Source organism: Streptomyces sp. WP-1 (assembly GCF_030450125.1).
GTDB classification, from domain to species: Bacteria; Actinomycetota; Actinomycetes; order Streptomycetales; family Streptomycetaceae; genus Streptomyces; species Streptomyces incarnatus.
The window spans coordinates 3,951,276-3,976,326 of record NZ_CP123923.1 but is presented as its reverse complement, the minus strand read 5'-3'; the positions used below and the strand labels follow the sequence as shown (position 1 = coordinate 3,976,326).

The 25,051-nt window shown below is 71.8% G+C and carries 20 protein-coding genes and 2 pseudogenes; 11 read left to right on the top strand and 11 right to left on the bottom strand.

Features of this window, described 5'->3' with window-relative positions; all coding sequences use genetic code 11:
- Positions 1-511: 511 nt before the first annotated feature.
- Genes pdhA through QHG49_RS17205 form a run of 3 tightly spaced genes read left to right on the top strand, consistent with a single transcriptional unit; the run spans position 512 to position 4,177 of the window.
- Positions 512-1,765: a pyruvate dehydrogenase (acetyl-transferring) E1 component subunit alpha gene (gene pdhA, locus QHG49_RS17215; protein WP_159703217.1), complete on the top strand. Its 1,254-nt coding sequence runs from the start codon at positions 512-514 to the stop codon at positions 1,763-1,765.
- Between the two features lies 1 nt (position 1,766).
- Positions 1,767-2,744 (top strand): alpha-ketoacid dehydrogenase subunit beta, encoded by a 978-nt coding sequence (locus QHG49_RS17210; protein WP_037650243.1) that lies wholly within the window; start codon positions 1,767-1,769, stop codon positions 2,742-2,744.
- Positions 2,745-2,755: 11 nt separating this feature from the next.
- Entirely contained in the window at positions 2,756-4,177 is a 1,422-nt protein-coding gene (locus QHG49_RS17205) for a dihydrolipoamide acetyltransferase family protein (RefSeq protein WP_301490222.1), read from the top strand.
- Between the two features lie 80 nt (positions 4,178-4,257).
- On the opposite strand, the gene QHG49_RS17200 is transcribed toward QHG49_RS17205, so the two are convergent.
- Positions 4,258-5,112 (bottom strand): calcium-binding protein, encoded by an 855-nt coding sequence (locus QHG49_RS17200; RefSeq protein ID WP_301490221.1) that lies wholly within the window; start codon positions 5,110-5,112, stop codon positions 4,258-4,260.
- Positions 5,113-5,482: 370 nt separating this feature from the next.
- Here QHG49_RS17200 and QHG49_RS17195 point away from each other — a divergent pair, with 370 nt between their 5' ends.
- Positions 5,483-6,382: a hypothetical protein gene (locus tag QHG49_RS17195; RefSeq protein ID WP_301490220.1), complete on the top strand. Its 900-nt coding sequence runs from the start codon at positions 5,483-5,485 to the stop codon at positions 6,380-6,382.
- Positions 6,383-6,417: 35 nt separating this feature from the next.
- Here QHG49_RS17195 and QHG49_RS17190 read toward each other — a convergent pair whose 3' ends face one another.
- From QHG49_RS17190 to QHG49_RS17180, 3 genes are all read right to left on the bottom strand, one after another.
- Positions 6,418-7,416, bottom strand: a complete 999-nt coding sequence (locus QHG49_RS17190; protein ID WP_301490219.1) for a DUF1648 domain-containing protein — start codon at positions 7,414-7,416, stop codon at positions 6,418-6,420.
- The gene (locus QHG49_RS17185; RefSeq protein ID WP_159703229.1) at positions 7,413-7,763 is read right to left on the bottom strand and encodes a GntR family transcriptional regulator; all 351 of its coding nucleotides are present in this window, start codon (positions 7,761-7,763) and stop codon (positions 7,413-7,415) included. Before QHG49_RS17185 ends, QHG49_RS17190 begins: the two co-directional genes overlap by 4 nt.
- A gap of 228 nt (positions 7,764-7,991) precedes the next feature.
- Positions 7,992-8,894, bottom strand: coding sequence for a D-alanyl-D-alanine carboxypeptidase family protein (locus QHG49_RS17180; RefSeq protein ID WP_145486929.1), 903 nt, complete (start codon positions 8,892-8,894; stop codon positions 7,992-7,994).
- A gap of 188 nt (positions 8,895-9,082) precedes the next feature.
- On the opposite strand from QHG49_RS17180, the gene QHG49_RS17175 reads away from it, so the two are divergent.
- Together QHG49_RS17175 and QHG49_RS17170 are read left to right on the top strand one after the other, a co-directional pair.
- Positions 9,083-9,754, top strand: coding sequence for a GntR family transcriptional regulator (locus tag QHG49_RS17175; protein ID WP_159703232.1), 672 nt, complete (start codon positions 9,083-9,085; stop codon positions 9,752-9,754).
- A complete protein-coding gene (locus tag QHG49_RS17170) occupies positions 9,751-11,046 on the top strand; it encodes a nitrate/nitrite transporter (RefSeq protein ID WP_145486931.1) in 1,296 nt (431 codons plus the stop codon). The genes QHG49_RS17175 and QHG49_RS17170 overlap by 4 nt, the downstream gene beginning before the upstream one ends.
- Positions 11,047-11,066: 20 nt before the next feature.
- On the opposite strand, the gene QHG49_RS17165 is transcribed toward QHG49_RS17170, so the two are convergent.
- Positions 11,067-11,819 carry a cyclopropane-fatty-acyl-phospholipid synthase family protein gene (locus tag QHG49_RS17165; RefSeq protein WP_301490218.1) on the bottom strand — a complete coding sequence of 251 codons (753 nt, stop codon included), beginning with the start codon at positions 11,817-11,819 and terminating at the stop codon, positions 11,067-11,069.
- A gap of 184 nt (positions 11,820-12,003) precedes the next feature.
- Complete coding sequence (locus QHG49_RS17160) at positions 12,004-12,828, bottom strand: maleylpyruvate isomerase family mycothiol-dependent enzyme (protein ID WP_301490217.1); 825 nt, start codon at positions 12,826-12,828, stop codon at positions 12,004-12,006.
- 182 nt (positions 12,829-13,010) lie between these two features.
- Between QHG49_RS17160 and QHG49_RS17155 the strand changes: the two genes are divergently transcribed.
- On the top strand, positions 13,011-13,829 hold the full coding sequence (locus QHG49_RS17155; protein ID WP_301490216.1) for a carbon-nitrogen family hydrolase: 819 nt from the start codon (positions 13,011-13,013) through the stop codon (positions 13,827-13,829).
- An 88-nt stretch (positions 13,830-13,917) separates the two neighbouring features.
- On the opposite strand, the gene QHG49_RS17150 is transcribed toward QHG49_RS17155, so the two are convergent.
- Complete coding sequence (locus QHG49_RS17150; RefSeq protein ID WP_145486935.1) at positions 13,918-14,412, bottom strand: LURP-one-related/scramblase family protein; 495 nt, start codon at positions 14,410-14,412, stop codon at positions 13,918-13,920.
- Positions 14,413-14,565: 153 nt separating this feature from the next.
- Here QHG49_RS17150 and QHG49_RS17145 point away from each other — a divergent pair, with 153 nt between their 5' ends.
- Positions 14,566-16,410, top strand: a complete 1,845-nt coding sequence (locus QHG49_RS17145) for an NHL domain-containing thioredoxin family protein (RefSeq protein WP_301490215.1) — start codon at positions 14,566-14,568, stop codon at positions 16,408-16,410.
- Here QHG49_RS17145 and QHG49_RS17140 read toward each other — a convergent pair.
- The 3 genes from QHG49_RS17140 to QHG49_RS17130 form a co-directional block, all read right to left on the bottom strand.
- On the bottom strand, positions 16,398-16,655 hold the full coding sequence (locus QHG49_RS17140; protein WP_145486937.1) for a DUF6458 family protein: 258 nt from the start codon (positions 16,653-16,655) through the stop codon (positions 16,398-16,400). The two genes, QHG49_RS17145 and QHG49_RS17140, sit on opposite strands and share 13 nt — an antisense overlap.
- A gap of 146 nt (positions 16,656-16,801) precedes the next feature.
- Positions 16,802-18,151: a M18 family aminopeptidase gene (locus QHG49_RS17135; protein WP_301490214.1), complete on the bottom strand. Its 1,350-nt coding sequence runs from the start codon at positions 18,149-18,151 to the stop codon at positions 16,802-16,804.
- A gap of 123 nt (positions 18,152-18,274) precedes the next feature.
- On the bottom strand, positions 18,275-20,101 hold the full coding sequence (locus QHG49_RS17130; RefSeq protein ID WP_145486938.1) for an acyl-CoA dehydrogenase: 1,827 nt from the start codon (positions 20,099-20,101) through the stop codon (positions 18,275-18,277).
- Between the two features lie 195 nt (positions 20,102-20,296).
- Here QHG49_RS17130 and QHG49_RS17125 point away from each other — a divergent pair, with 195 nt between their 5' ends.
- The 3 genes and pseudogenes from QHG49_RS17125 to QHG49_RS17115 form a co-directional block, all read left to right on the top strand.
- Positions 20,297-20,779 (top strand): SseB family protein, encoded by a 483-nt coding sequence (locus QHG49_RS17125; protein WP_037650207.1) that lies wholly within the window; start codon positions 20,297-20,299, stop codon positions 20,777-20,779.
- Between the two features lie 132 nt (positions 20,780-20,911).
- Positions 20,912-21,557: pseudogene (locus tag QHG49_RS17120) on the top strand (pirin family protein).
- Positions 21,558-21,735: 178 nt separating this feature from the next.
- Positions 21,736-22,796: pseudogene (locus tag QHG49_RS17115) on the top strand (AI-2E family transporter); the annotation flags it as partial.
- Here the strand turns inward: QHG49_RS17115 and QHG49_RS17110 are convergent.
- On the bottom strand, positions 22,751-24,976 hold the full coding sequence (locus tag QHG49_RS17110) for a SpoIIE family protein phosphatase (protein ID WP_301490212.1): 2,226 nt from the start codon (positions 24,974-24,976) through the stop codon (positions 22,751-22,753). The pseudogene QHG49_RS17115 and the gene QHG49_RS17110 sit on opposite strands and share 46 nt — an antisense overlap.
- Positions 24,977-25,051: the final 75 nt, after the last annotated feature.

Sequence of the window (25,051 nt, the reverse complement as noted above, 5' to 3'; positions counted from 1 at the left end):
CAAGGGCGCGGCACGCCGCAGATGCTAAGGCACGAAAAAGGCCCCTTGAGCTGGGCCTTTCACAGTCAGTCGTCGGTGGTCGCAATCGGTCACAGGGTGAACGGGCCTGAACGGTGGAGGTCCGCCGTGTTCGAGCAGGTCGTGAAGCCTTTTCAAGGTTTCGGGGTTTTCCTCCCACAAAGCACGGGGCCGGGACTCCCTCCGGAGAACTCTTCCCGTCACCTGGGTGACCGGGATAACGTTCGGGTGCTCCGGCCTTGCCACAAGGCTGTGACCAGCGCGCTTCCGCATCTCTTCGATTTACTTGGAAATCCAAGCAAAATCGCAGGTCAAGTGGGGTTTCACAGAAATGTGGAGCACTGGGTAACGTAATGGTCGCAGGGCGCTCGCCGGGGCACCTGTCACGCCTGTTCCCGGCCGAGTGGCACCCACCCCGTGCCCGGTGGTCGAAACAGGTGAGCCGCACTGGCCTACCGGCAACCCCGGGGGCCGGAACGACGGAGGAGCACACGTGACCGTGGACAGCAGTGCCGCGCGCAAGCGCAGCGCCGCAGGCAAGGCCGGCACCACCGGCAGCAAGGCCGGCTCGGCCGGGACCAAGTCCGGAGCCACCGGCGCCAAGCGCACCACCAGCACGACCCGGGCCCCGCGCGCCGCGCGCGCCGGCGCGAAGAAGAGCACCGAGCACGAGCTCGTGCAGCTTCTGACGCCGGAGGGCAAGCGGGTCAAGAATGCCGAGTACGACTCCTACGTCGCCGGCATCACTCCCGAAGACCTGCGCGGCCTCTACCGCGACATGGTGCTCACCCGTCGTTTCGACGCCGAGGCCACCGCCCTGCAGCGCCAGGGCGAGCTGGGCCTGTGGGCCTCCCTGCTGGGCCAGGAGGCCGCCCAGATCGGCTCCGGCCGGGCCACTCGTGAGGACGACTACGTCTTCCCGACCTACCGCGAGCACGGCGTCGCCTGGTGCCGCGGCGTGGACCCGACCAACCTGCTCGGCATGTTCCGCGGTGTGAACAACGGCGGCTGGGACCCCAACAGCAACAACTTCCACCTGTACACGATCGTCATCGGCTCGCAGGCCCTGCACGCCACCGGCTACGCGATGGGCGTGGCCAAGGACGGCGCGGACTCCGCGGTCATCGCCTACTTCGGCGACGGCGCCTCCAGCCAGGGCGACGTGGCCGAGTCGTTCACCTTCTCCGCGGTCTACAACGCGCCCGTGGTGTTCTTCTGCCAGAACAACCAGTGGGCGATCTCCGAGCCGACCGAGAAGCAGACCCGGGTGCCGCTCTACCAGCGCGCCCAGGGCTACGGCTTCCCGGGCGTGCGCGTGGACGGCAACGACGTGCTGGCCTGTCTCGCGGTCACCAAGTGGGCCCTGGAGCGCGCCCGCAACGGCGAGGGCCCGACCCTGGTCGAGGCCTTCACCTACCGCATGGGCGCCCACACCACCTCCGACGACCCCAGCCGCTACCGGGGCGACGAGGAGCGGCAGGCATGGGAGGCCAAGGACCCGATCCTGCGCCTGCGCCGCCACCTGGAGGCGTCGAACCACGCGGACGAGGGATTCTTCGAGGAACTCGAGGCCGAGTCCGAGGCGTTGGGCAAGCGGGTGCGCGAAGCGGTCCGCGCCATGCCCGACCCGGACCACTTCGCCATCTTCGAGAACGTGTACGCGGACGGGCACGCGCTCGTCGACGAGGAGCGGGCCCAGTTCGCCGCCTACCAGGCGTCGTTCGCGGACTCAGAAGGGGGTCACTGAGATGGCCGAGAAGATGGCGATGGCCAAGGCCATCAACGAGTCGCTGCGGCGCGCCCTGGAGGCCGACCCCAAGGTCCTGGTCATGGGCGAGGACGTCGGCAAGCTCGGCGGCGTCTTCCGTGTCACGGACGGCCTCCAGAAGGACTTCGGCGACAGCCGGGTCATCGACACCCCGCTCGCCGAGTCCGGCATCGTCGGCACCGCGATCGGCCTGGCCCTGCGCGGCTACCGGCCGGTGGTGGAGATCCAGTTCGACGGCTTCGTCTTCCCGGCGTACGACCAGATCGTCACCCAGCTCGCCAAGATGCACGCGCGCTCGCTCGGCAAGGTCAAGATGCCCGTCGTCGTGCGCATCCCCTACGGCGGCGGCATCGGCGCGGTCGAGCACCACTCCGAGTCCCCCGAGGCCCTGTTCGCACACGTCGCCGGCCTGAAGATCGTCAGCCCGTCGAACGCGTCGGACGCCTACTGGATGATGCAGCAGGCCATCCAGAGCGACGACCCGGTGATCTACTTCGAGCCCAAGCGCCGCTACTGGGACAAGGCCGAGGTGGACGTCGAGGCGATCCCCGCCCCGCTGCACAAGGCCCAGGTGGTCCGCGAGGGCACCGACCTGACCCTCGCGGCCTACGGCCCGATGGTGAAGCTGTGCCAGGAGGTCGCCGCCGCGGCCGCCGAGGAGGGCAAGAGCCTGGAGGTCCTGGACCTGCGCTCGGTCTCCCCCCTCGACTTCGACGCCATCCAGGCCTCGGTCGAGAAGACCCGCCGCCTGGTCGTGGTCCACGAGGCGCCGGTGTTCTTCGGCTCCGGCGGCGAGATCGCCGCCCGGATCACCGAGCGCTGCTTCTACCACCTGGAGGCCCCGGTGCTCCGGGTCGGCGGCTACCACGCCCCGTACCCGCCGGCCCGCCTGGAGGAGGAGTACCTGCCGGACCTGGACCGCGTGCTCGACGCCGTCGACCGCTCGCTGGCGTACTGAGGGAGAGGGTCGTGACGACGATGACGGACGCGTCCGTACGCGAGTTCAAGATGCCCGACGTGGGCGAGGGCCTGACCGAGGCCGAGATCCTCAAGTGGTACGTCCAGCCGGGCGACACGGTCACCGACGGCCAGGTGGTGTGCGAGGTCGAGACCGCCAAGGCGGCCGTCGAACTGCCCATCCCCTACGACGGCGTGGTCAGCGAGCTGCGGTTCCCCGAGGGGACCACGGTCGACGTGGGTACGGCGATCATCACGGTGCGGGTGGCGGGCGGGGCCCCGGCTCCGGTCCCGGCGCAGGCCGAGGCGGCGGCGCCCGCGGCTGAGGCGGCCCCGGAGGCTTCGGCTGCGGCCCCGTCCGCGGCTCCGGCTCCGGCCGAGGAGGCGAAGCCCGCGGCTCGTCAGCCGGTCCTGGTGGGCTACGGCGTGTCGACCTCCGCGACCAAGCGCCGCCCGCGCAAGGGCCCCGAGGTCACCGTCCCGGCGCCCGCCCAGCCCGAGCTGAACGGCCACACCCCGGCGGCGGACAGCCCCCGCCCGCTGGCCAAGCCCCCGGTGCGCAAGCTGGCCAAGGACCTCGGCGTCGACCTGACCGCGGTCACCCCGTCCGGCCCGGACGGGATCATCACCCGCGAGGACGTGCACGCGGCGGCCGCACCGGCGGCCGTGACCGCGCCCGCGCCGGTGGCGGCGGCTCCGGCCGCGCCCGCCCCCGTGGCGTCGTACGACGGCGCCCGCGAGACCCGTCTCCCCGTCAAGGGCGTGCGCAAGGCGACCGCGACGGCGATGGTCGGCTCGGCGTTCACGGCCCCGCACGTCACGGAGTTCGTGACGGTGGACGTGACCCGGACCATGAAGCTGGTCGAGGAGCTGAAGCAGGACAAGGAGATGCAAGGCAGGCGGGTCAACCCGCTGCTGCTGATCGCCAAGGCCCTGCTGGTCGCGATCAAGCGCAACCCGGACATCAACGCGTCCTGGGACGAGGCCGACCAGGAGATCGTGGTCAAGCACTACGTCAACCTGGGCATCGCGGCGGCCACCCCGCGCGGCCTGATCGTGCCGAACATCAAGGACGCGCACGCCAAGACGCTGCCCCAGCTGGCCGACTCCCTCGGCGAGCTGGTGTCCACGGCGCGCGAGGGCAAGACCTCCCCGTCCGCCATGCAGGGCGGCACGGTGACGATCACCAATGTCGGCGTCTTCGGCGTCGACACCGGCACGCCGATCCTCAACCCGGGCGAGTCGGCGATCCTCGCCATCGGCGCGATCAAGCTCCAGCCGTGGGTCCACAAGGGCAAGGTCAAGCCGCGCCAGGTGACCACCCTCGCGCTGAGCTTCGACCACCGCCTCGTCGACGGCGAGCTGGGCTCCAGGTTCCTGGCCGACGTGGCCGCGGTCCTGGAGCAGCCGAAGCGGCTGATCACCTGGGCGTGACCGGCCCCTCCGCATAGAACCGAAGGCCCTGTGGACCGCTCCACAGGGCCTTCGTTCATGCCGCCGTCCGCGGCGAGGGGTCAGCGCACGTCGACGTAGTCGTAGGCGTCCGCGACGGAGGAGTTGGCGTTACCGGCGTAGTGGAAGCGCCAGGTGCCGTCCACCGAGGCGGTGACGGTGGTCTTCAGGTAGCCGGTGGACGAGCTCTTGACCGTCTTCACCGTGCTGTAGGTGCTGCTGTTCGCGGGCTTGAACTGCAGCTGCACGGACTGGCTGCCGTAGCCGTAGTACTTCATGTACGACCAGCTGGCACGGTTGAGGGTGCCGGTGACCGTGATGGACTTGCCCTTGGTGACGGGCTCCGGAGCGGCGTTGAAACCGCTGAAGCCGGCGGCACGCTTGACCCAGCGGTTCTTGTAGACGTCCGTCTCGACGTAGTCGCCGTTGTTGGCGACCGCGTAGACGGCCACGTTCCACTTGCCGTTCAGGGCGCTGTCGTACAGGTCGGTGCCCGGCACGGCGGTGATCGTGATCTTGCAGGTGGCGCTCGTGGCGCTCCAGTTGTCGCAGGTGGCGTTGGTCTCGCCGGTGTCCGTGTAGAGCGCGCCGTCCACGTCGTTGTCCAGGTTGGTGCCGTGCCACAGCATGGCGTCGGCGGTGTAGATCCCGGACGGGTCCGTGGCCGTGACGTAGATGTTGAAGGTCTTCTTGCCGAGGCCGACGACGACGTCCTTGTCGGCGTTGTCGGTGACCTTGGTGATCTGGATGTCACCCTGCTTCTCGTCGGCCGGCGCGTTGCGTCCGAGGGACGGCTTCGAGGTGAAGCCCTGAGGGATCCTCGGGCTGTCCGCCGCCTGCGCGGCGGGAGCGAGAAGCGCGGTGAGCGCCACGGCGCCGGACACCGTCGCGGCGGCCAGGCTGGCACGAATACGCATCTGTGTTCCCCACGTGGAGAGAGCCGCGCGCACGATGCATGGGGGGTATGCGGGCTCTGAACGATGTAGTGAGCCTGTTGGCTCGCAAGAAAGACATGTGACACCTGCGAACGGTTGTACGCCTCGCCGGCTTTTCCTGAACCGAATATGGCCGCTTCTGGCACCGCGCCGGTATATGGCGGGAGTTCGTCGGTGGTTCGGACGGAAAGGATGCGCTTGCCGCAATTCGGCCCGGAATCACGGAAGGGGGTGGAGACGATCCCTGAGCTTTTCCCGCCCGGTCCCTGACGCACGGTCAGGGGTGGATCAGGGTCTCGCCAGGGGGGGGCACGGATGGTGAGGGCGCGGCGGTCGGCGGCAGGCTGGTGGCATGACGAAATCCACTGCCGCCGGGGCCGGTTCGGGCCCCGTCCGCCGTTCCGCCTTCGGGCGGCGCGGGTCCGTCCGCCGCGTCGCCGCCGTCGCGGGTGCGGCCGTCCTCGCCGGTACGGCGGCGGTGTGCGCGCCCGGTGTCGCGGTCGCCGCGCCCCGGGCCGCCGCGTCCGCCGTGCCCACGGCCGGCTTCCGTGACTGCCCGCCCCTGCCCGGCGGGGCCGACCCGGCCCGCTGGAGATGCGAAGTGCACACCGCCGCACCGGTGCTGACCCTCGGGAAGGTGACGGTGCGGCTCGCCCCGGTCACCATGACCCACGCCGAGGGGCCCCTGCCGGACGGCGGTGACGGGCAGGTGTGGGGCGCGATGCACAGCACGCCGACGGCCGTGCCGGGCGTCCGGGGCCTCGCGATACAGCCCGAGTACGGGGGCCGGTCCGACTTCTACGCCGGCACGTTCAGTCTCCGCTTCCGGCTCCTCGGCCGCCTGCCGGCGCCGGGCTGCACCATCGGCGCCACCGCGCCCGTCGACTTCCGGCTGAAGCGCTCGGGCCCCTCCACCCGGGTCTCCCAGGACCCGCCGCTGATCGAGTTCTCGGCCTACGACGACACCTTCACCGTCCCCGCCGCCGAGCACTGCGGCCCGCTCGCCCCGCTCCTCGACCACCGCCTCGGCCTGCCCGCGGCCGGGGGAAACCTGATGACGTACGACGCGTCGTACACCTTCACGGCCTACGACGACACCTTCACCGCCCCCGCCGCCGAGCACTGCGGCCCGCTCGCCCCGCTCTTCGACCACCGCCTCGGCCTGCCCGCGGCCGGGGGAAACCTGATGACGTACGACGCGTCGTACACCTTCACGGCCTACGACCGACTGCCGCGAGCAGCCGCGCAGTAGAGGGGGCCGGAGAGGACAGGGCACGGGCACACGGTTCACCGGCCGGCAGCGGCCCGGCGCGCGCGGAGGGCGTTCAGCAGGGCCGCGCCCCGTTCCGCGTCGTCCACGCTCACCGCGAAGTCGGAACGCCGGCCCCGGGGGCGTACGACCAGGCAGTCACCGGCGCGGAGCATGACCGTGGTGCCGAGGCCGCTGAACCGGTAGCCCCAGCCGCCGACCTGGGAGGGCAGACGCCGCTCGGCGCGGGCGGACTCCAGGGCGTCCGGGGCCCAGCGGCGGACGGGCCAGCCGAGGGGGCCGAAGGAGACCTCCAGTCCCGCCTCCGAGACCTTCGCCCGGACCGAGGAGGAGATACCGCCCGCGAGGGCGACGGCGGCACAGGCGGCGCACACCGGCCAGAGCGCCGCGGCGGGCGCCAGACCCAGTGCCAGGCCCAGCGCCGCGCCGGCGGCGACCAGGCAGGCCACCGCCGACAGCGACTGGAGCCAGGGGTTGGCCGTGCGGGAAAACCAGACCAGGCGCTCGTCCCGCGCCAGGTCCAGCTCCGGGGTCCCGGCCCGGGGCGCGGTGGCGGTGACCCGGACGGTCAGCCGCCAGGCGAGCACCCCGGCCACCGCGGCGAGAGCCAGGGTGACGGCGAGCCACCAGACCGGCTGGCGCGCCTGGTGCCAGTCGGCGCGATCGAGGTTCGCCCGCACGACGCAGACCTGGGCGCCGACGAGGACGACACCGGTGGGGGCGAGGGCGATCGGCAGCCAGGAGCGGGGGCGCGCCCAGGAGCGGCGCCACCGCACGCTCAGCGCGAGGGCGAGCATTAGCCAGACCGCGGCCGGTATCAGGGAGGCCGACCACAGGGGCATCGAGCCGTCGGGTGCCGGTCCGCCGCTCCAGTGGGTGGCCAGCCGGTCGGGGAGCCGGTCCCGCTGGAGCCAGGGCAGCCCGGCGACCAGTGCGGCGACGACCGCCGTGCCGCCCGCCAGTGCCCAGCGCGCGGCACGGCGCCGGCCGCGTCCCCCGTCGTGCCCGTCCGTCATGACAACTCCCGGATCATGTCGATGAGATCGGTCCGGCTGTACCCCAGCCGGGATGCCTCGGCCACCAGCTCCCGCACCTTGATCCGGAGCCCCGAGCGGGGGGCCGCGGCACCTTCGGCGACGGTGATGCCCCGGCCGCGGCGGAACTCCAGCAGGCCCTCGTCGCGCAGTTCGCGCAGGCCGCGCAGGACGGTGTTGACGTTGAGGTCCAGGGCCGTGGAGAGATCGCGGGCGGAGGGCAGGCGCTCGCCGGCACGGCATTCGCCCTCGGCGATGGCCCGTCGGACGGCCGCCGCGACCTGCTCGTGCAGGGGGCGGGTGTCGGTGGTGTCCAGGCGCAGCAACATGGTGCTAATGAAGCTAGCACCATTCGCTTCATCGCGGCACCCCGACCGGCCCTCCGGCTCCTCCGGCTCCTCCGGCTCCGGCGGCTCCGGTGGCTCCGGTGGCCTCCCGGCTCCGGTGGCCTCCCGGCTCCGGCGGGCCCGCCCCGTCCCGGGCAGCGCGACGGGCCCGCCGCTGGATGCGACGGGCCCGGTGGTGGCGCGGGTGAGCCGGCGGACCGGCGTCGGTGGTCAGCCGAGCTTGGCGAAGCCGTAGTTGAGGAGCTTCGTGGCGTCCGACTCGCGCTGGGGGATGGAGGTGGAGGACAGGACGGTGCCGATGACGGTCTTGCCGTGGCGGGTGGCGGCGAAGACCAGGCAGTAGCCGGCCTCGGGGCCGGAGCCGGTCTTCACACCGATGGTGCCGCTGTAGCTCTTGAGCAGACCGTTGGTGTTGACCCAGGCGCCCATCGTGCGGGTGCCGCCGGACTTGGTCTTCGTCTTGGCCGTGTACGACTTGGTCCCGACGACGGTGCGGAACGTCGCGTTCTTCATCGCGCTGCTGGCGATCTTCGTCAGGTCGCGCGGCGTCGAGTAGTTCTTGCCGTTGCCGATGCCGTCGAAGGAATCGAAGTGCGTGTTCTTCAGGCCGAGGCTCTTGGCGGCGCTGTTCATCTTGCCGATGAAGTTCGACACGCGGGCGGCGCGGCTGGAGCCGGAGCCGTACTTGTCCGCGAGGGCGTAGGCGGCGTCGCAGCCGGACGGCAGCATCAGCCCGTACAGCAGCTGGCGGACGGTCACCTTGTCGCCGACGATCAGATGGGCCTGGGAGGCGTTGTTCTTGACGACGTAGTCGCTGTACGCCTTCTGGATCGTCACCGTGGCGTTGAGGTTCAGGTTCTTCTGCGCCAGTACGACCTTGGCCGTCATGATCTTGGTCGTGGACCCGGTGGACCGCTTGGTGTCCGCGGCCTTGGTGTAGAGGGTCGAACCGCTCCCGTTGTTCATCACGTAGCCGCCCTTGGCCCCGATGGAGGGCGCGGTGACGGCCTGCGCGGGTGCCGCGGTCAGGGCGCCGGTGGCGATCAGCGCACCGGAGGTGATCGCGACGGCGGTGGCTCGGCGGAGGCGGATGCCCTTGATGCCGGTAATCAAAGTGAATACCCCGATTGTCTGGAATGCCCCTGGATGCGGCCGAGTTGAGATGCTCAGAGAAAAGGGCCGCATCTGTCTGACACGTAGGTAGCACAGAAGGTTGTGCGTCCAGTCGGGGGAGAGGCGCGTCACGTCCACATCGTGGACGCCGGCGCGTGTTGCGTACCTGTTGTATCTATCCTGTGGGCATGAAGACGGCCGTCCCGCATTCCGCCCCTCCCGCCAAACAGCCACCCGCCGCCGACCGCGTCTATACGCACGTCAAACAGAGCGTCCTCGACCGGAGCTACGAGGGCGGCACCCTGCTCACCGAGGGCGAGCTGGCCGAGGCCGTGGGCGTGTCGCGCACGCCCGTGCGGGAGGCGCTGCTGCGGCTGGAGGTCGAGGGCCTGATCCGGCTCTACCCGAAGAAGGGCGCCCTGGTCCTGCCGGTCTCCGCGCAGGAGATCTCCGACGTGGTGGAGACCCGGCTGCTGGTGGAGGAGCACGCCGCGCGCAAGGCCGTACCCGCGCCGCCGGGCCTGCTGGAGCGGCTGGCCGAGCTGCTGGAGCGGCAGAAGGCGCAGGTCGCCGCCGGGGAGCTGGCCGAGGCCGCGGTGACCGACCGCTGCTTCCACGCGGAGATCGTCCGCAGCGGGGGCAACGAGATCCTGGCGCGCCTCTACGACCAGCTGCGCGACCGCCAGCTGCGGATGGGCGTCGCCGTCATGTACTCCCACCCCGACCGGGTGGCCACCACGCTCGCCGAGCACGAGGAGATCCTTGAGGCGCTGCGGGCCGGGGACGCGGAGGCGGCCGTCGGGGTCGTGCACCGGCATGTGAGCCGGGTGTCGCTGCTCGCGCGGGGTGAGGTCCGATGAACAAGCTCACCCTTCCGGGTGACCCGCCGGGCGGCGTCCGGGCCGTCGGCGTGTGGTCCATAGGCGTCGCGGTCTACTTCGTCGCCGTCATCTTCCGCACCTCGCTGGGCGTGGCGGGTCTCGACGCGGCCGACCGCTTCCATGTGAACGCCTCGGCGCTGTCCACCTTCTCCATACTCCAGCTGCTGGTCTACGCCGGCATGCAGATACCCGTCGGCCTGATGGTCGACCGCCTCGGCACCAAGAAGGTGCTGGCCCTGGGCGCCGTCCTGTTCACGATCGGGCAGCTGGGCTTCGCCTTCTCGCCGTCGTACGGCACCGCGCTCGCCTCCCGGGCGCTGCTGGGCTGCGGTGACGCGATGACGTTCATCAGCGTGCTGCGCCTGGGCACCCGCTGGTTCCCGGCCCGCCGCGGCCCCCTGGTCGCGCAGCTCGCCGCCCTGGTCGGCATGGCGGGCAACCTCGTCTCCACCCTCGTCCTGGCCCGGCTGCTGCACAGCATCGGCTGGACGCAGGCGTTCGCCGGCAGCGCGCTCGCCGGCGCGGTCGTCCTCGTACTGACGCTGCTGTTCCTGAAGGACCACCCCGAGGGCCACGAACCCGCGCCGTCCGCGCACCAGGGCTCCGCCTACGTCCGCCGGCAGATCGCCGAGGCGTGGCGGGAGCCGGGCACCCGGCTCGGGATGTGGGTGCACTTCACCACCCAGTTCCCGGCGATGGTCTTCCTGCTGCTGTGGGGCCTGCCGTTCCTGGTCGAGTCGGAGGGGCTCAGCCGGGCCACGGCCGGGGAGCTGCTGACCCTCGTCGTGCTCTCGAACATGGTGGTGGGGCTGGTCTACGGCCAGGTCATCGCCCGGCACCACACCGCCCGGCTGCCGCTCGCGCTGTGCACGGTGGCGGCGACCGCGCTGCTGTGGGCGGCGACGCTGGCCTACCCCGCGCCGCACGCGCCGATGTGGCTGCTGATCGTCCTGTGCGCGGTGCTCGGCGCCTGCGGGCCCGCCTCGATGATCGGATTCGACTTCTCCCGCCCGGCCAATCCGCCCGAGCGTCAGGGCACCGCGTCCGGCATCACCAACATGGGCGGTTTCATCGCCTCGATGACCACCCTGCTCGCGATCGGTGTGCTGCTGGACGCGACGGGGGACGACTACCAGGTGGCGTTCAGCGCGGTGTTCGTCCTCCAGGCGATCGGCCTCAGCCAGATCCTGCGGCTGCGGGCCCGGGCGGCCCGCCGTGAGCGCGAGCGGCTGGTGGCCAGCCGGGTGGAGACGGTGCACGTACCCGCCTGAGGCGGCCGTCCGGCTCCCGGTCAGCGCAGATCGGGTACGAGGGTGAGGTACGCGATACCGAGGACGCCCCGGTAGCTCATCCACTGGCCGCGGTGCCGGTCCAGGCGGGCGCGGGTCTCGGGCGCCAGCGGATGACCGGGGTGCCGGGCGAGCCAGACCTCCAGGTCCGCCTGGTAGCCCGACTCGAACTCCTCCCACTCCTGGGGGCTCGCCGTCTCGGTCCACTCCGGGCGGAAACCGGCCTCGACCGCGAGGCCGAGCAGCCCCCCGAGGTCGTCGTGGTCGTCCGGGGCGGCGCCCGGCCACATGCCGGACAACTCGGCCTCGGTGGGCGGCCGCTGCCAGAAACCCTCGCCGACCAGCACCCGGCCCCGGTCGGTCACCAGGCGCCGCAGCGCGCGCAGGGCCTCGGCGGTCGGCGGCTCGGCCTCGCTGAGGGCCTGGGTCGCGCCGAGACAGAGCACCAGGTCGGCGGGGCCCCGGCCGGTCCCCACGGCGGACTCCTCGGCGAACTCCACCCGGTGGCCGAGCCCGCGTTCCTCGGCGTTCTTCCGGGCGCGGGCGAGATCCCCGGCGTTCAGGTCGACGCCGGTTCCGGTGGCCTCCGGTACGGCGTCCAGCACCCGGAGCAGCAACTCGGCCCAGCCGCAGCCGATGTCCAGCACGGTGCGGGGCCGGCCGGCCGCGAGCCGCTGGACCATGGCGGTCGCGCGGGCCTTTGAGAGGGGGCCGTGGAAGGTGAGCCGGGTGAGCCGGGGCAGGTCGATGGTCATACCGGGCAACGCTAGAAGGCCGCCCCGACCGCCACCACCGAATTGCCGGCGCCCTCAAGTCCCGTCCGGACAAGGGCCGCTCGCGGCATCACCGGGTCATGGCAGCACGGCAGCATGGCATCACGGGGTCACTGCATCACGGGGTCACTGCATCACGGGGTCACGGCGCCGCAGAGCCATGACGTCAGGGCGTCACCGCGAAGTTCCGCAGGATGGCCTCCGCCAGCTCCTGGTCGCCCTCCGTCTTGACGCGGTCCGCCACCGCCTCGGGGGTCACCCGGCCGCAGGCCAGCCGCACATAGGTCTCCCAGTCGAGGGAGAGGGAGGCCACCGGGCCGAGCGCCGGGGCGGTCTCCAGGGTGCCGCGGCCCTGGATGTCGACGCGGACGGTGCGCAGGAACTCCACGGGGCCGTGCACATCGAAGACGACGGCCGAACTGCGCGGCGCGTCCGCGTCCTTCGCCACGATCTTCGGCAGGACGTCCAGCAGGAGGTCGCGGGTGACGTACGCGCCGGGCGAGTCGAGGTTGCCGGGGCGGCCGAGGGCCGTACGCAGGTCCTGTTCGTGCACCCAGACGTCGAAGGCCCGCGTACGGTAGGCGTGTTCGAGGGTGATCTCCCTGCCCATCGGGCCGCGCACGGTGGCGCCGGGCTCGCGGTTCTCGTTGCGCATCTGGCGGTTGCGGCGGATGACCGTGTACTCCAGTTCGGCCGTCATCTCCGGCGCCGTGTGATGGCGGCGGACGTCGACCTGCATCTCCATGTAGCGCTGGTGCTCGTTGGTGACATGGAAGAGGTCGCGCGGCAGGGAGTGGATGGGGCGCGGGTCGCCGAGCAGTTCGCAGTCCAGGCCGATGACGTGCGAGACGACATCGCGTACCGACCATCCCGGGCACGGTGTCCGCCGGTTCCACTCGGACTCGGCCAGTGGCTGCACCATCTCTGATATCGCGTCGACGGAGTGCGTCCAGGCGTCGGCGTAGGGCTGGAGGGTGGGATGCAGACTCACGGAACGGGACCCCTCGGCGGTCGGTACACGGGCAGGTTGCGGCGGCGGTGCCAGCGGGCGGCGGCTGCACGTCGGCGGGTGTCTGGGAAGCTAAGTTACGCTGCTGGCAGGCACCCCGGCAGTGCTTTCGCGTGACGATCGTAGGCCCGTATGGACGACTCGAATGCCAGGACGGTGGTAGTGTGCGCGCCTCTCTGATCCAGATCGCCGTCGACGAGGGCGAATCGCCCGCCTCGCGCAGAAAGCGCGCGGCCGCGCTGGTCCGGGCCCAGGCCGGGGCCGATCTGGTGGTGCTGCCCGAGCTGTGGACCACCGGCGCCTTCGCCTACGAGGACTTCGGCCGCGAGGCCGAGCCGCTGCGCGGACCGACGTACGAGGCGATGGCCGAGGCCGCGGCCGACGCGGGCGTGTGGCTGCACGCCGGGTCGATCCCCGAGCGCGCGGCGTCCGCCGACGGCTCCGGGCCGGACGACGGGACCCTCTACAACACCTCCCTCGTCCTCTCCCCCTCCGGTGAACTGGCCGCCGCCTACCGCAAGATCCACCGCTTCGGCTTCGACCAGGGCGAGGCCGTGCTGATGGGCGCGGGACGGGAGCCGGTGACGGTCCCGCTGCCCGGCACCACACTCGGCCTCGGCACCTGCTACGACCTGCGCTTCCCCGAACTCTTCCGCACGCTGGTCGACTCCGGCGCCGAGCTGCTGGTGCTCCCGGCGGGCTGGCCCGAGCGGCGACGCGCGCACTGGACGCTGCTGGCCCGGGCACGGGCGGTGGAGAACCAGGCGTTCGTGCTCGCCTGTGGAACGGCCGGGACGCACGCGGGAGTTCCGCAGGCGGGCCACTCGATCGTGGTGGACCCCTGGGGCGAGGTGCTGGCCGAGGCCGGTGCGGGCGAGGAGGTCCTCACGGTCGACCTCGACCCGGCGAAGGTGGCGGCGACGCGCGAGCAGTTCCCCGCGCTCAAGGACCGCGTCCTGGGGCTGGCGCCGCCCCGGCGATAGCGGGGCCCGCCAGCGCACCGGCCCCGCCGGCAGCAGGCGCACCGCCGGCCCCGCCGACGGCCCGCGCGCCGGCCCCGCCGACGGCACGTCAGTCGTCCTCCCGCTCCTTCTCCGCGAGGTGGATCACGCACACCGCCACCGCGATGAGCAGCGCCGGGTCCACGTCCTCGCGTACGACGTCCACGCCGTACGTCTCCCGCAGGTGCAGCCAGCGCCGGGAGATCACGGCCAGCACCTCGTCGTCGTACTCGACGACGAACTCGCGGTCGAGGATCTTGCCGCTGACGTCCAGTTCGGAGCCGTCGGCCAGCGCGACGCGGTAGTGGTTGCGCAGCAGCGACAGCCGCTTCCGCTTGATGGTGGCGAGGCCCTCGCCGTCCCGTTCGATCACCATCGTGTCGCGCAGCGCGAACATCTTCTGGTGGATGTCGATCAGGACCCGGCCCTGGGCGTCCTTCAGCTCGAAGGTGTCCCGCAGCCGCATGGCCTTGCCGTCGACGAGGAAGACCTTGCGGCCGTGCTCGTCCTCGATCCAATAGTCTTCGCCGATGCCGAGGAGCCGGTCGCGTACCAGGAATCTCATGTCCTGAGGCCTTCCCAGCTTCGGCGGATTCATCACGGCGGGCGCGGGGCGATTCGCCGTGCGCGGGCCGCTTTTCCACAGGCGTTACGGGCGGATGTCCAGGGTTGTCCACAGGCCGAGCGGGATGCCGGGGCGCGGTGGCACCCTTGGGCCATGACCGATTTCGCACCACCCCGGCGCCCCCGCGTCCGTGCCCCCGAGCTGACCGGCAAGGGCGGCTGGCTGAACACGGGCGACCGCGCGTACACCCTGTCCGACCTGCGCGGCCGCATCGTCGTCCTGGACTTCTGGACCTTCTGCTGCATCAACTGCCTGCACGTCCTCGACGAGCTGCGCGAGCTGGAGCACCGGCACCCGGACACCGTGGTGGTGATCGGCGTGCACTCCCCCAAATTCGCGCACGAGGCGGAGCACGCCGCGGTCGTGGACGCGGTGGAGCGGTACGGCGTGGCGCACCCGGTGCTGGACGACCCCGAGCTGGCCACCTGGAAGCAGTACGCGGTGCGCGCCTGGCCGACGCTCGTGGTGATCGACCCGGAGGGGTATGTCGTCGCCCAGCACGCGGGCGAGGGGCATGTGCACGCCATCGAGCGGCTAGTGACCGAGCTGGAGGCCGAGCACGGCGCGAAGGGCACACTGCGCCGCGGTGACGGACCGTACGTCCCGCCGGAGCCGGAGCCGACGACCCTGCGCTTCCCGGGCAAGGCCCTCCTGCTGCCGTCCGGGAATCTGCTGGTCAGCGACACCACCCGGCACCAGCTGGTGGAGCTGGCGGCGGACGGGGAGACGGTCGTCCGGCGCATCGGCCAGGGCGGCCGGGGGCTGGCCGACGGTCCCGAGGACCGCGCCCGATTCCAGGAGCCGCAGGGGCTGGCCCTGCTGCCCGACGGCAGTGTGGTGGTCGCGGACACCGTCAATCACGCCCTGCGCCGCTTCGACCCCGGGACGGGCCGCACCACGACCCTCGCGGGCACCGGGCGCCAGTGGATGCAGGGGGCCGCCACCTCGGGACCGGCCCGCGAGGTCGACCTCTCCTCGCCCTGGGACGTCGCCTGGTGGCAGGGCAGGGTGTGGATCGCCATGGCGGGCGTCCACCAGCTGTGGACGTACGACCCCGGGGACGGCACGGTCGCCGTCGCGGCCGGCACCACCAACGAGGGACTGGTCGACGGCCCCGCCACCGAGGCGTGGTTCGCCCAGCCCTCCGGACTCGCGGCCACCGCCGACCGGCTCTGGCTCGCCGACTCCGAGACCAGCGCCCTGCGCTGGGTGGACCCCGACGGGGCGGTGCACACCGCGGTCGGCACCGGTCTGTTCGACTTCGGGCACCGGGACGGCGCGGCCGGACAGGCGCTGTTCCAGCACCCGTTGGGCGTCACCGCGCTGCCGGACGGCTCGGTCGCGGTCGCCGACACCTACAACCACGCCCTGCGCCGGTACGACCCGGCGAGCGGCGAGGTGACCACGCTCGCCACGGATCTGCGCGAGCCCAGCGACGCGGTGCTCGTCGGCGAGGACATCGTGGTGGTGGAGTCGGCCCGGCACCGGCTGACCCGGCTGCGGCTGCCGGAGGAGGCGGTGCGCGTGGAGTCGGTGGCCCACCGCACCCGGCGCGCGGCCACCGAGGTCGCCCCCGGCCGGCTGCGGCTCGACGTCGTCTTCCAGGCCCCGCGCGGCCAGAAGCTGGACACCCGGTACGGCCCCTCCACCCGCCTGCTGGTCTCCTCGACCCCGCCCGAGCTGCTGCTCCAGGGCGAGGGAGCGGGCACCGGTCTGAGCCGTGAACTGGAGCTCGACGCGGCCGTCCGGGAAGGGGTGTTGCACATATCCGCGATGGCCGCGTCCTGCGACGACGACGGGGACAACGAGTACCCCGCGTGCCATGTCCACCAGCAGGACTGGGGTGTCCCGGTCCGCCTCACCGAGGGTGCGACGGACCGTCTGCCGCTCGTCCTGGCGGGCATGGACGAGCAGGAGAGCGGGTCTCAGACGCCGTAGCCGTCGGTGTAGCCGTCACCGGTGTGGTGATGGCGGTGGGGGTCCTCCTCCACGATCGGCGTCGCGGGCGGTACGACGACCCGCCGGCGCCGTGCGATACCGCTGAACGTGGCGACGCCGATCAGTCCGACGGCCATCAGGATCAGGCCGACGACGGTGAGATTGACGCCGTGCATGTGCCAGTCGGTCGCGAACGTGAGGATGGCCCCCACGGCGATGAGGATGATGCATCCGCCGAGCCCCATGAGGCTTCGCCTCCCCTTTCGGTGCCGGAATCTCCGGTCCCGTCCGGGTACCCGGTGCGGCCCCGAATAGCCCTGCGCACGGCGGCAGTTCGAAAGCCGCCCCTCCGAAAGGCCGCCACGACCGGCCTTTCGGAGGTCCCCGCGGGCTAGCCCTCCAGGAAGGCCGTCAGGGCGTTGGCGAGGAGGAACGGGTCGTCGGCGCCGCACAGTTCGCGGGCGCTGTGCATGGAGAGGATGGCCACGCCGATGTCGACGGTGCGGATGCCGTGCCGGGCCGCGGTGATCGGGCCGATGGTGGTGCCGCAGGGCATGGAGTTGTTGGAGACGAACGACTGGAAGGGGACACCGGCCTTCTCGCAGGCGGCGGCGAACACCGCGCGGCCCGAACCGTCCGTGGCGTAGCGGTTGTTGACGTTCACCTTGAGGATCGGGCCGCCGTTGACGCGCGGGTGGTGCGTCGGGTCGTGCCGCTCCGCGTAGTTGGGGTGCACGGCGTGCCCGGTGTCGGAGGAGAGGCACACGGTGCCGGCGAAGGCGCGGGCACGGTCCTCGTAGGTGCCGCCGCGGGCGAACACCGAGCGCTCCAGGACGGAGCCGAGCAGCGGGCCGTCCGCGCCGGTGTCGGACTGCGAGCCGTTCTCCTCGTGGTCGAAGGCGGCCAGCACCGGGATGCGGGTGAGCGGGGCGCCGGAGGTCGCGGCGGCGGCCAGCGCGGCGGCGCCCGCGTGCACGGACAGCAGGTTGTCCATGCGGGGCCCGGCGACCAGTTCGCGGTCCCGGCCGAGGTAGGCCGGTGCCTCCACCGGGTACGTCATCAGGTCCCAGCCGGCCACCGCGTGCGCGTCCAGGCCGGCCTCCTGCTCCAGGAAGGAGATCAGGTCACCGTCGAGCACCTCGTCGCCGAGGCCCCACACGGGCTGGAGGTGGCGCTGCTTGTCCAGCTTGAGGCCCTCGCTGCTGACCGAGCGGTCCAGATGGATGGCGAGCTGCGGCACCCGCAGCAGCGGCCGGTCCACGTCGACCAGGACGGTGGAGCCGTCGCGCAGGGTCAGCCGGCCGGCCAGGCCCAGGTCGCGGTCCAGCCAGGAGTTCATCAGCGGGCCGCCGTAGACCTCCACGGCGACCTGCCGCCAGCCGTGCGCGCCGGTGTCCGGGCGCGGCTTGACCCGCAGGTTGGGGGAGTCGGTGTGCGCGCCGACGATGTGGAACGGCGTGTGCGGCGCGGCGTCCTCGGGGACGTACCAGGCGATGATCGCGCCGCCGCGCAGCACGTACCGGCCGCCGCTGGTGCCGTCCCAGGCGTCCGTCTCCGCGACCTGCCTGAAGCCGGCCTTCTCCAGCCGCTCGGCGACGTTCGCCACGGCGTGGTACGGCGACGGGCTGGCCGCCAGGAAGGACATCAGGTCGTCGGTGTGGTCGCGGCCGAAGGTGAGAGAGGCGCGCGCAGCGCTCGCTGGAGGGGTGGCGGCGGGCGACGGGCGGGAGGGTGCGCTCATGGGATTCACCTTAACGACGGGTACGGGCCCGCTCCCGGTAAGGGGAGCGGGCCCGTGCGCGGAAACGACGGGGACGTCCGGAACGTCCGGAACCGGCGTCGTGGAAAGGCGCCGTTCCGTGTTCTAGAACGCGGCCTCGTCCAGCTCCATCAGGTCTAGCTCGACGCCCGTGGAGAGCTTGCGGGCCAGGGTGACGCCCGGCAGGACGTTCGCGGCGAAGAACTTCGCGGCGGCGATCTTGCCGGTGTAGAACGCCTTGTCCTTCGCGGAGGCCGTGGCGAGCTTCTCGGCGGCGACGGCGGCACCCTTGAGCAGCAGGTAGCCGATGATGACATCGCCGGAGGCGAGCAGCAGGCGGGTGGTGTTCAGGCCGACCTTGTAGATGTTCTTGGCGTCGTCCTGGGTGGCGGCGAGGTCGGTCAGCATCAGGCCGACGATCGCCTCCAGCTCCACGGCGGCCTTGGCCAGCTGCTCGCGGGCGCCGGCCAGCTCCTCGCCGCCGGTGCCGAGCGCCAGGAACTTCTTGATGTCCTCGGCGAGCGAGTTCAGCGCGGCGCCCTGGTTGCGGACGATCTTGCGGAAGAAGAAGTCCTGGCCCTGGATCGCGGTGGTGCCCTCGTAGAGGGTGTCGATCTTGGAGTCCCGGATGTACTGCTCGATCGGGTACTCCTGGAGGAAGCCGGAGCCGCCGAAGGTCTGCAGCGACTGGGCCAGCTGCTCGTACGCCTTCTCGGAGCCGTAACCCTTGACGACGGGCAGCAGCAGGTCGTTGAGGGCGTGGTCGGCGGAGGCGTCCTCGCCGTTCGCCTCCTTGATCTGGATCGCGTCCTGGATCGAGGCGGTGTACATCACCAGGGCGCGCATGCCCTCGGCGTACGCCTTCTGCGTCATCAGCGAGCGGCGCACGTCGGGGTGGTGGGTGATGGTGACCTTGGGCGCGGCCTTGTCCATGAAGTTGGCCAGGTCCGGACCCTGGACGCGCTCCTTGGCGTACTCCAGGGCGTTCAGGTAGCCGGTGGACAGCGTGGAGATCGCCTTCGTGCCGACCATCATGCGGGCGAACTCGATGATGCGGAACATCTGGCGGATGCCGTCGTGCTTGTCGCCGATCAGCCAGCCCTTGGCGGGGTGGCGGTCGCCGAAGGTCATCTCGCACGTGTTGGAGGCCTTCAGGCCCATCTTGTGCTCGACGTTGGTGGCGTAGACGCCGTTGCGCTCGCCCAGCTCGCCGGTCTCGAAGTCGAACTCGTACTTCGGCACGAGGAAGAGGGACAGGCCCTTGGTGCCGGGGCCGGCGCCCTCGGGGCGCGCGAGCACGTAGTGGAGGATGTTCTCCGACATGTCGTGCTCACCCGAGGTGATGAAGCGCTTCACGCCCTCGATGTGCCAGGAGCCGTCCTCCTGCTGGACCGCCTTGGTGCGGCCGGCGCCCACGTCGGAGCCCGCGTCGGGCTCGGTGAGCACCATCGTGGAGCCCCACTGCTTCTCCACGGCGATCGAGGCGATGTGCTTCTGGACCTCGTTGCCCTCCTCGAAGAGGATGCCGGCGAACGCGGGGCCGGAGGAGTACATCCACACGGCCGGGTTGGCGCCCAGGATCAGCTCGGCGTAGGCCCAGATCAGGGAGCGCGGCGAGGTGGTGCCGCCGATCTCCTCGGGCAGGCCGAGGCGCCAGTACTCGGAGTCCATGAAGGACTGGTAGCTCTTCTTGAAGGAGGCCGGGACCGGCGCCGTGTTGGTCTCCGGGTCGAAGACCGGCGGGTTGCGGTCGGCGTCGGCGAAGGACTCGGCCAGCTCGTTCTCCGAGAGGCGGGTCATCTCCTCCAGGATGCTCTTGGCGGTCTCGACGTCCATCTCCTCGAACGGGCCGGTGCCGTACACCTTGTCGCGCCCGAGTACTTCGAAGAGGTTGAACTCGATGTCGCGGAGATTCGACTTGTAGTGCCCCATGGCGACGGCTCCGTTGAGGGATCGGCGAGGCACTGACTCCTCGCATCTGTTTCACGTACCAATAAGTAGCTACGATGATGCTACCCGCCGGTAATAAGACGCAACCCCAGTCCGGCCAAGTGTGAGAAGGGTCTACTCCTGTGGGCCTTTCGGGTCCATCCCTGCGGCGCCCCGGATCTCGGTACGCTTGCGCCCATGTACGGATACGGCCAGCCCATGGACGGCGGCGCCGCGCAGCAGCAGTACACGTCGGGGCAGCAGCAGATGGCGGGCGGGGCCGGCGGGTACGGCCAGCAGCCGCCGCTCTATCCGGAGCCGTCCCCGCCGTCGCTCGCGGACGCGGTGCGCGCGTTCACCACCGGTCAGATGTCCCCCGAGGACTTCCAGCAGATCTTCGCGTCGTCGAAGGTGTACTGCCCGCGCGGTGACACCCCCGGCTTCCTCGCCCTGCACAACACCCAGCAGCCGGTGATCCCGATGTTCACCTCGCTCAAGGAGCTGCGGCGGTACGCCGGCAAGGAGTCCAAGTACTTCGTGATCACCGGCGCCGAGGTGATCGACCTGCTGCCGACCGGCTACGGCTTCGTCCTGGACATGGAGGGCGAGCACCGGATGGTGTTCGACGCGAAGGCCGTCGAGCAGATGGTCGACTTCGCGATGCGCCGGATGTACGGCTGAGGGGCGTACGGCTGATCGGCTGAGACTCGTCGTCGCGCGGGCCCGGAGGGAATTCCCTCCGGGCCCGTCCTGTTGTGAGTGGCAAGAAGTTCAATGCTCAACTAATGTGAGCGTACGAAGGAGGTAGCCACCATGCCTGCAGTGACCGTCGAGAACCCGTTGACGCTGCCCCGTGTGACCGCTCCCGCCGATGCCGTGGCGCGCAAGGTGCTCACCGTCACCACCGCGCCGAGCGGGTACGAGGGCGAGGGCTTCCCAGATGATGGCCCCCCGCTACCAGGACATCCGGGCCGGCAGCGTCCAGCTGCTGACCTCGCCGGACGGCGGCGCGCTGCTCCGGGTGATCGCCGGTGAGCTGGACGGCCACGAGGGCCCCGGCATCACCCACACCCCGATCACCATGGTCCACGCGACGCTCGCGCCCGGCGCGGAGATCACGCTGCCCTGGCGGGAGGACTTCAACGGGCTGGCGTACGTGCTGGCGGGCCGCGGCAGCGTCGGCGAGGAGCGGCGTCCCGTCCACACGGGCCAGACGGCCGTCTTCGGCGCCGGTTCCGCGCTGACCGTGCGCGCGGACGAGCGGCAGGACGGCAACACGCCGGACCTGGAGGTCGTGCTCCTCGGCGGCCGCCCGATCCGCGAGCCGATGGCCCACTACGGCCCCTTCGTCATGAACACCAAGGACGAACTCATGCAGGCGTTCGAGGACTTCCAGAAGGGCCGCCTCGGCACCGTCCCGGCCGTGCACGGCATGACGGACGAGGGCCCGGAGGCCTGACCCTCCCCGGAACAGGGCGCCCCGCCGGCCGACGAAGCCCGGCGGGGCGCCCTTCCGGCCGACCGGACGCCACAAAGCACCCTGACCCGGCCCGACCCCGTCCCTGGACCGGACCCCGCTCACCCGCCCGGGCCCGCAGCGCGAGACACCCGGCGGCCGGCGTGATCCGCTGGGTGACGTGCATCTGTTGCCCGAGCCCGTCCGGCGGTTCGCCGCGTGGTGCGCCGTGCTGCTGCTGGCCGCGGGGGTCGGATGGGTCGGGGTGCGGCTGTGCGGGGAACTGCGTACGGCCGTCACCGCGGTCCTGCTCGCCCTCCTCGGCACCGCCCTGCTCGGCCCCCTGCACCGGCGGCTGGTGCGGGCCGGCGTGCAGCGCTCGGTGTCGGCCGGGCTGACCTGCGTCGCCGTGGTCGCCGTCGTCGGCGGCGCGGTCTACGTGGTCGTCGCCGCCCTCGTGGACAGCGGCGACGAGATCATGACCTCGCTGCGCAACGCCGCCAAGAGCGTCTCCCGGCACTTCGGGGCCGCCGGGACCGGCCTGGAGACCTCACCACCAACTCCGGGGAGCTGCTGCGCCGGTTCGGCGGCACCGCCGCGTCCAATGTCATCAGCGGGGTGAGCGTGGTCGGCGAGAGCATCGCGCTGGCCGTCCTCGCCCTGGTCCTGGTCTTCTTCTTCCTGCGCGACTCCTACCTCGTGGCGGGCACCCTGCGCTCCCTCGCGCCCCGGGGCACCGCCGACACCCTCGAAGCCGTCGCGCGGCGCGCCTACCGGGCGGTCGAGGGCTTCATGCGCGGCACCACCCTGATCGCCCTGATCGACGCCGTCTGCATCACCGTCGGCCTGCTCATCCTCCGGGTGCCCGGCGCCCTCGGGCTCGGCGCGCTGGTCTTCGTCGGCGCCTTCATCCCCTACCTCGGCGCATTCATCTCCGGCGCGGTCGCGGTGCTCGTCGCCCTCGCCGACCGGGGCTTCGTCATCGCGCTGTGGACGCTCGGGGTGGTGCTCGCGGTGCAGGTGCTGGAGGGGCATGTGCTCCAGCCGGTGATCCAGAGCCGCACCGTCCAGATGCATCCCGCGGTGGTCATGGTCACCATCACGGCCGGCGCCTCCGTGGCGGGCATCCTCGGCATGCTCCTGGCCGTCCCGCTGACCGCGGCCGCCTTCGGCGTCGTACAGGAACTGCGCGACCGCTACGGGCCCCCGGCCGCGGAGGACCCGCCGTCACCCGGCACCCCGTCGCCCGGCACCTCGGCACCTGGCACGCCGTCGCCCGGCACGCCGTCGCCCGGGGTCCTGCCGCCCGGTTCGCCCGGTCCTTCGTAGAGCTCGAACCAGATGCTCTTGCCCTCACCCCGCGGGTCCACCCCCCACGCGTGCGCCAGGAGCCCGATCAGCAGCAGGCCCCGACCGGAGGAGGCCAGTTCGCCGGGGCGGCGCTTGTGCGGGAGGTCGTCGCCGCTGTCGAAGACCTCGACCCGCAGCCGGCGCCGGCCGTCCTCCTCGACGACCTCGACCAGCAGCAGCGCGTCCGCGTCGGTGTGCACCAGGACGTTGGTGACCATCTCGGAGACCAGCAGCTCCGCCGAGTCGACCTGGTCCGGCGAGGCCCAGTCGTGCAGCAGGTCGCGCACATGCCGGCGCGCCACGGCGATCCGCTCGGGCTCGTCCTGGCCGACGGAATGCAGCATGCGCCGCACCCGGGGCCGTACCGTCGTCGTCTCGTCGCACCCGCCGCCCGGACCCGGACGGCACAGCAGCAACAGCGCGATGTCGTCCTCGCGCCGGTCGGCCAGCGGCCCCGTCGTGTGGTGCGAGGACGGCCCGTGCACGCCCTGCACCAGCGCGTCGGCCAGCGCCTCCGGATCGCCCTCGTGGGCCTCCAGGATCGAGCGCAGCCGCAGCCAGCCGCTGTCCAGGTCGTGCCCGCCGGTCTCGATCAGCCCGTCGGTGCACAGCATCAGCGTCTCCCCGGGCTGGAGCGCGAACCGGGTCGTCGGATAGTCCGCGTCCGGGTCGATGCCCAGCGGCAGCCCGCCCGCCGTCGGCCGCAGCATCACCGTGCCGTCGGCCATCCGTATCACCGGGTCCGGATGGCCCGCGCGGGCGATCTCCAGCCGTCCGCTCACCGGATCGACCGCCACATACAGGCAGGTCGCGAACCGGGGGTCGGACATCTGCTCGTCATGGGTGATCCCGTGCAGGAAGCGGGAGGCGCGCGAGAGCACCGCGTCCGGGCGGTGCCCCTCGGAGGCGTAGGCGCGCAGCGCGATCCGCAGCTGGCCCATCAGCCCGGCCGCCCGCACATCGTGCCCCTGCACATCCCCGATGACCAGCGCGAACCGCCCGGCGGGCAGCGGGATCATGTCGTACCAGTCGCCGCCCACCTGGAGCCCGCCGCCGGTCGGGATGTAGCGGGCCGCGATCCGCACCCCCGGGACCTCCGGGCCCAGCGAGGGCAGCATGGAACGCTGGAGACCCTCCGTCAGCTCCCGCTCCGACTCGGCGGTCTCCGCCCGGGACAGCGCCTGCGCCAGCATCCGGGCCACCGTCGTCAGCACCGCCCGCTCGTCCGGGGTGAACGCCACCGGATGGGCGAAGCCCGCCATCCAGGCGCCCATCGTGCGCCCGCCCACGGTCAGCGGCAGGAACGCCCAGGAACTGCGCCCGAAGGGCCGGGCCAGCGGCCAGGTCACCGGATAGCGGTCCCGGTACTCCTCCGGCGAGGAGAGGTACACCGCCCGCCCGGTGCGCACCACCTCGGCCGCCGGGTACTCCAGCCCCAGCGGCATGCTGGTGAACGGGCCCATCTCGTCGGGCTGGTGCCCGTGGTGGCCGATCATCGTCAGCCGGTCGCCCTCCACCCCGAACACCACCAGGCCGTTCGGCGAGAACCCCGGCATCGACAGGCCCGCCGCGACCCGCAGCACCTCCGCCGTGGACCGCGCCTCGGCCAGCGCCCGGCCCGCGTCCAGCAGGAACGCCTCCCGCGAGCGCCGCCAGGGCCCGGTGACCGTGCTGCGGCCGCCCGCCGGGTCGGGGCCCGGCTCGGCGACCTCCTGGAGGGTGCCGGTCAGTACATAGGCGCGCCGCCCGGCGTCGTACGACGGCTTCGAACGGCTGCGTACGACGCGCAGCACGGTGCCCCCCTCGTCCATGATCCGCACCCGGGCCTCGGCGAGCGTGCCCTCGGCGACCGCGAGCTGCACCACCGCGGTGATCTCGTTCCAGTCGGCCGGATGCAGCCGGGCCCGGGTCTGGGCCTCGGTGAGGGTGGCCGGCGCCGCGGGCAGCCCGAGCAGCCGCGCCGCCTCCGCGTCCACGGTGACCAGCTTGTCCGCGGTGTCCCAGTGCCACAGCCCGGTCGCGAGGGCGGCGAGGACGTCTCCGACGGCCGGGAGCGGCTCACCTGTACGCATTGCCCCAATTTAAGGAGATGCGCTCGATGCGTGCCACCGTAGGGCCGCGGGCCGTGAATCGTGGGGAGCCGATCT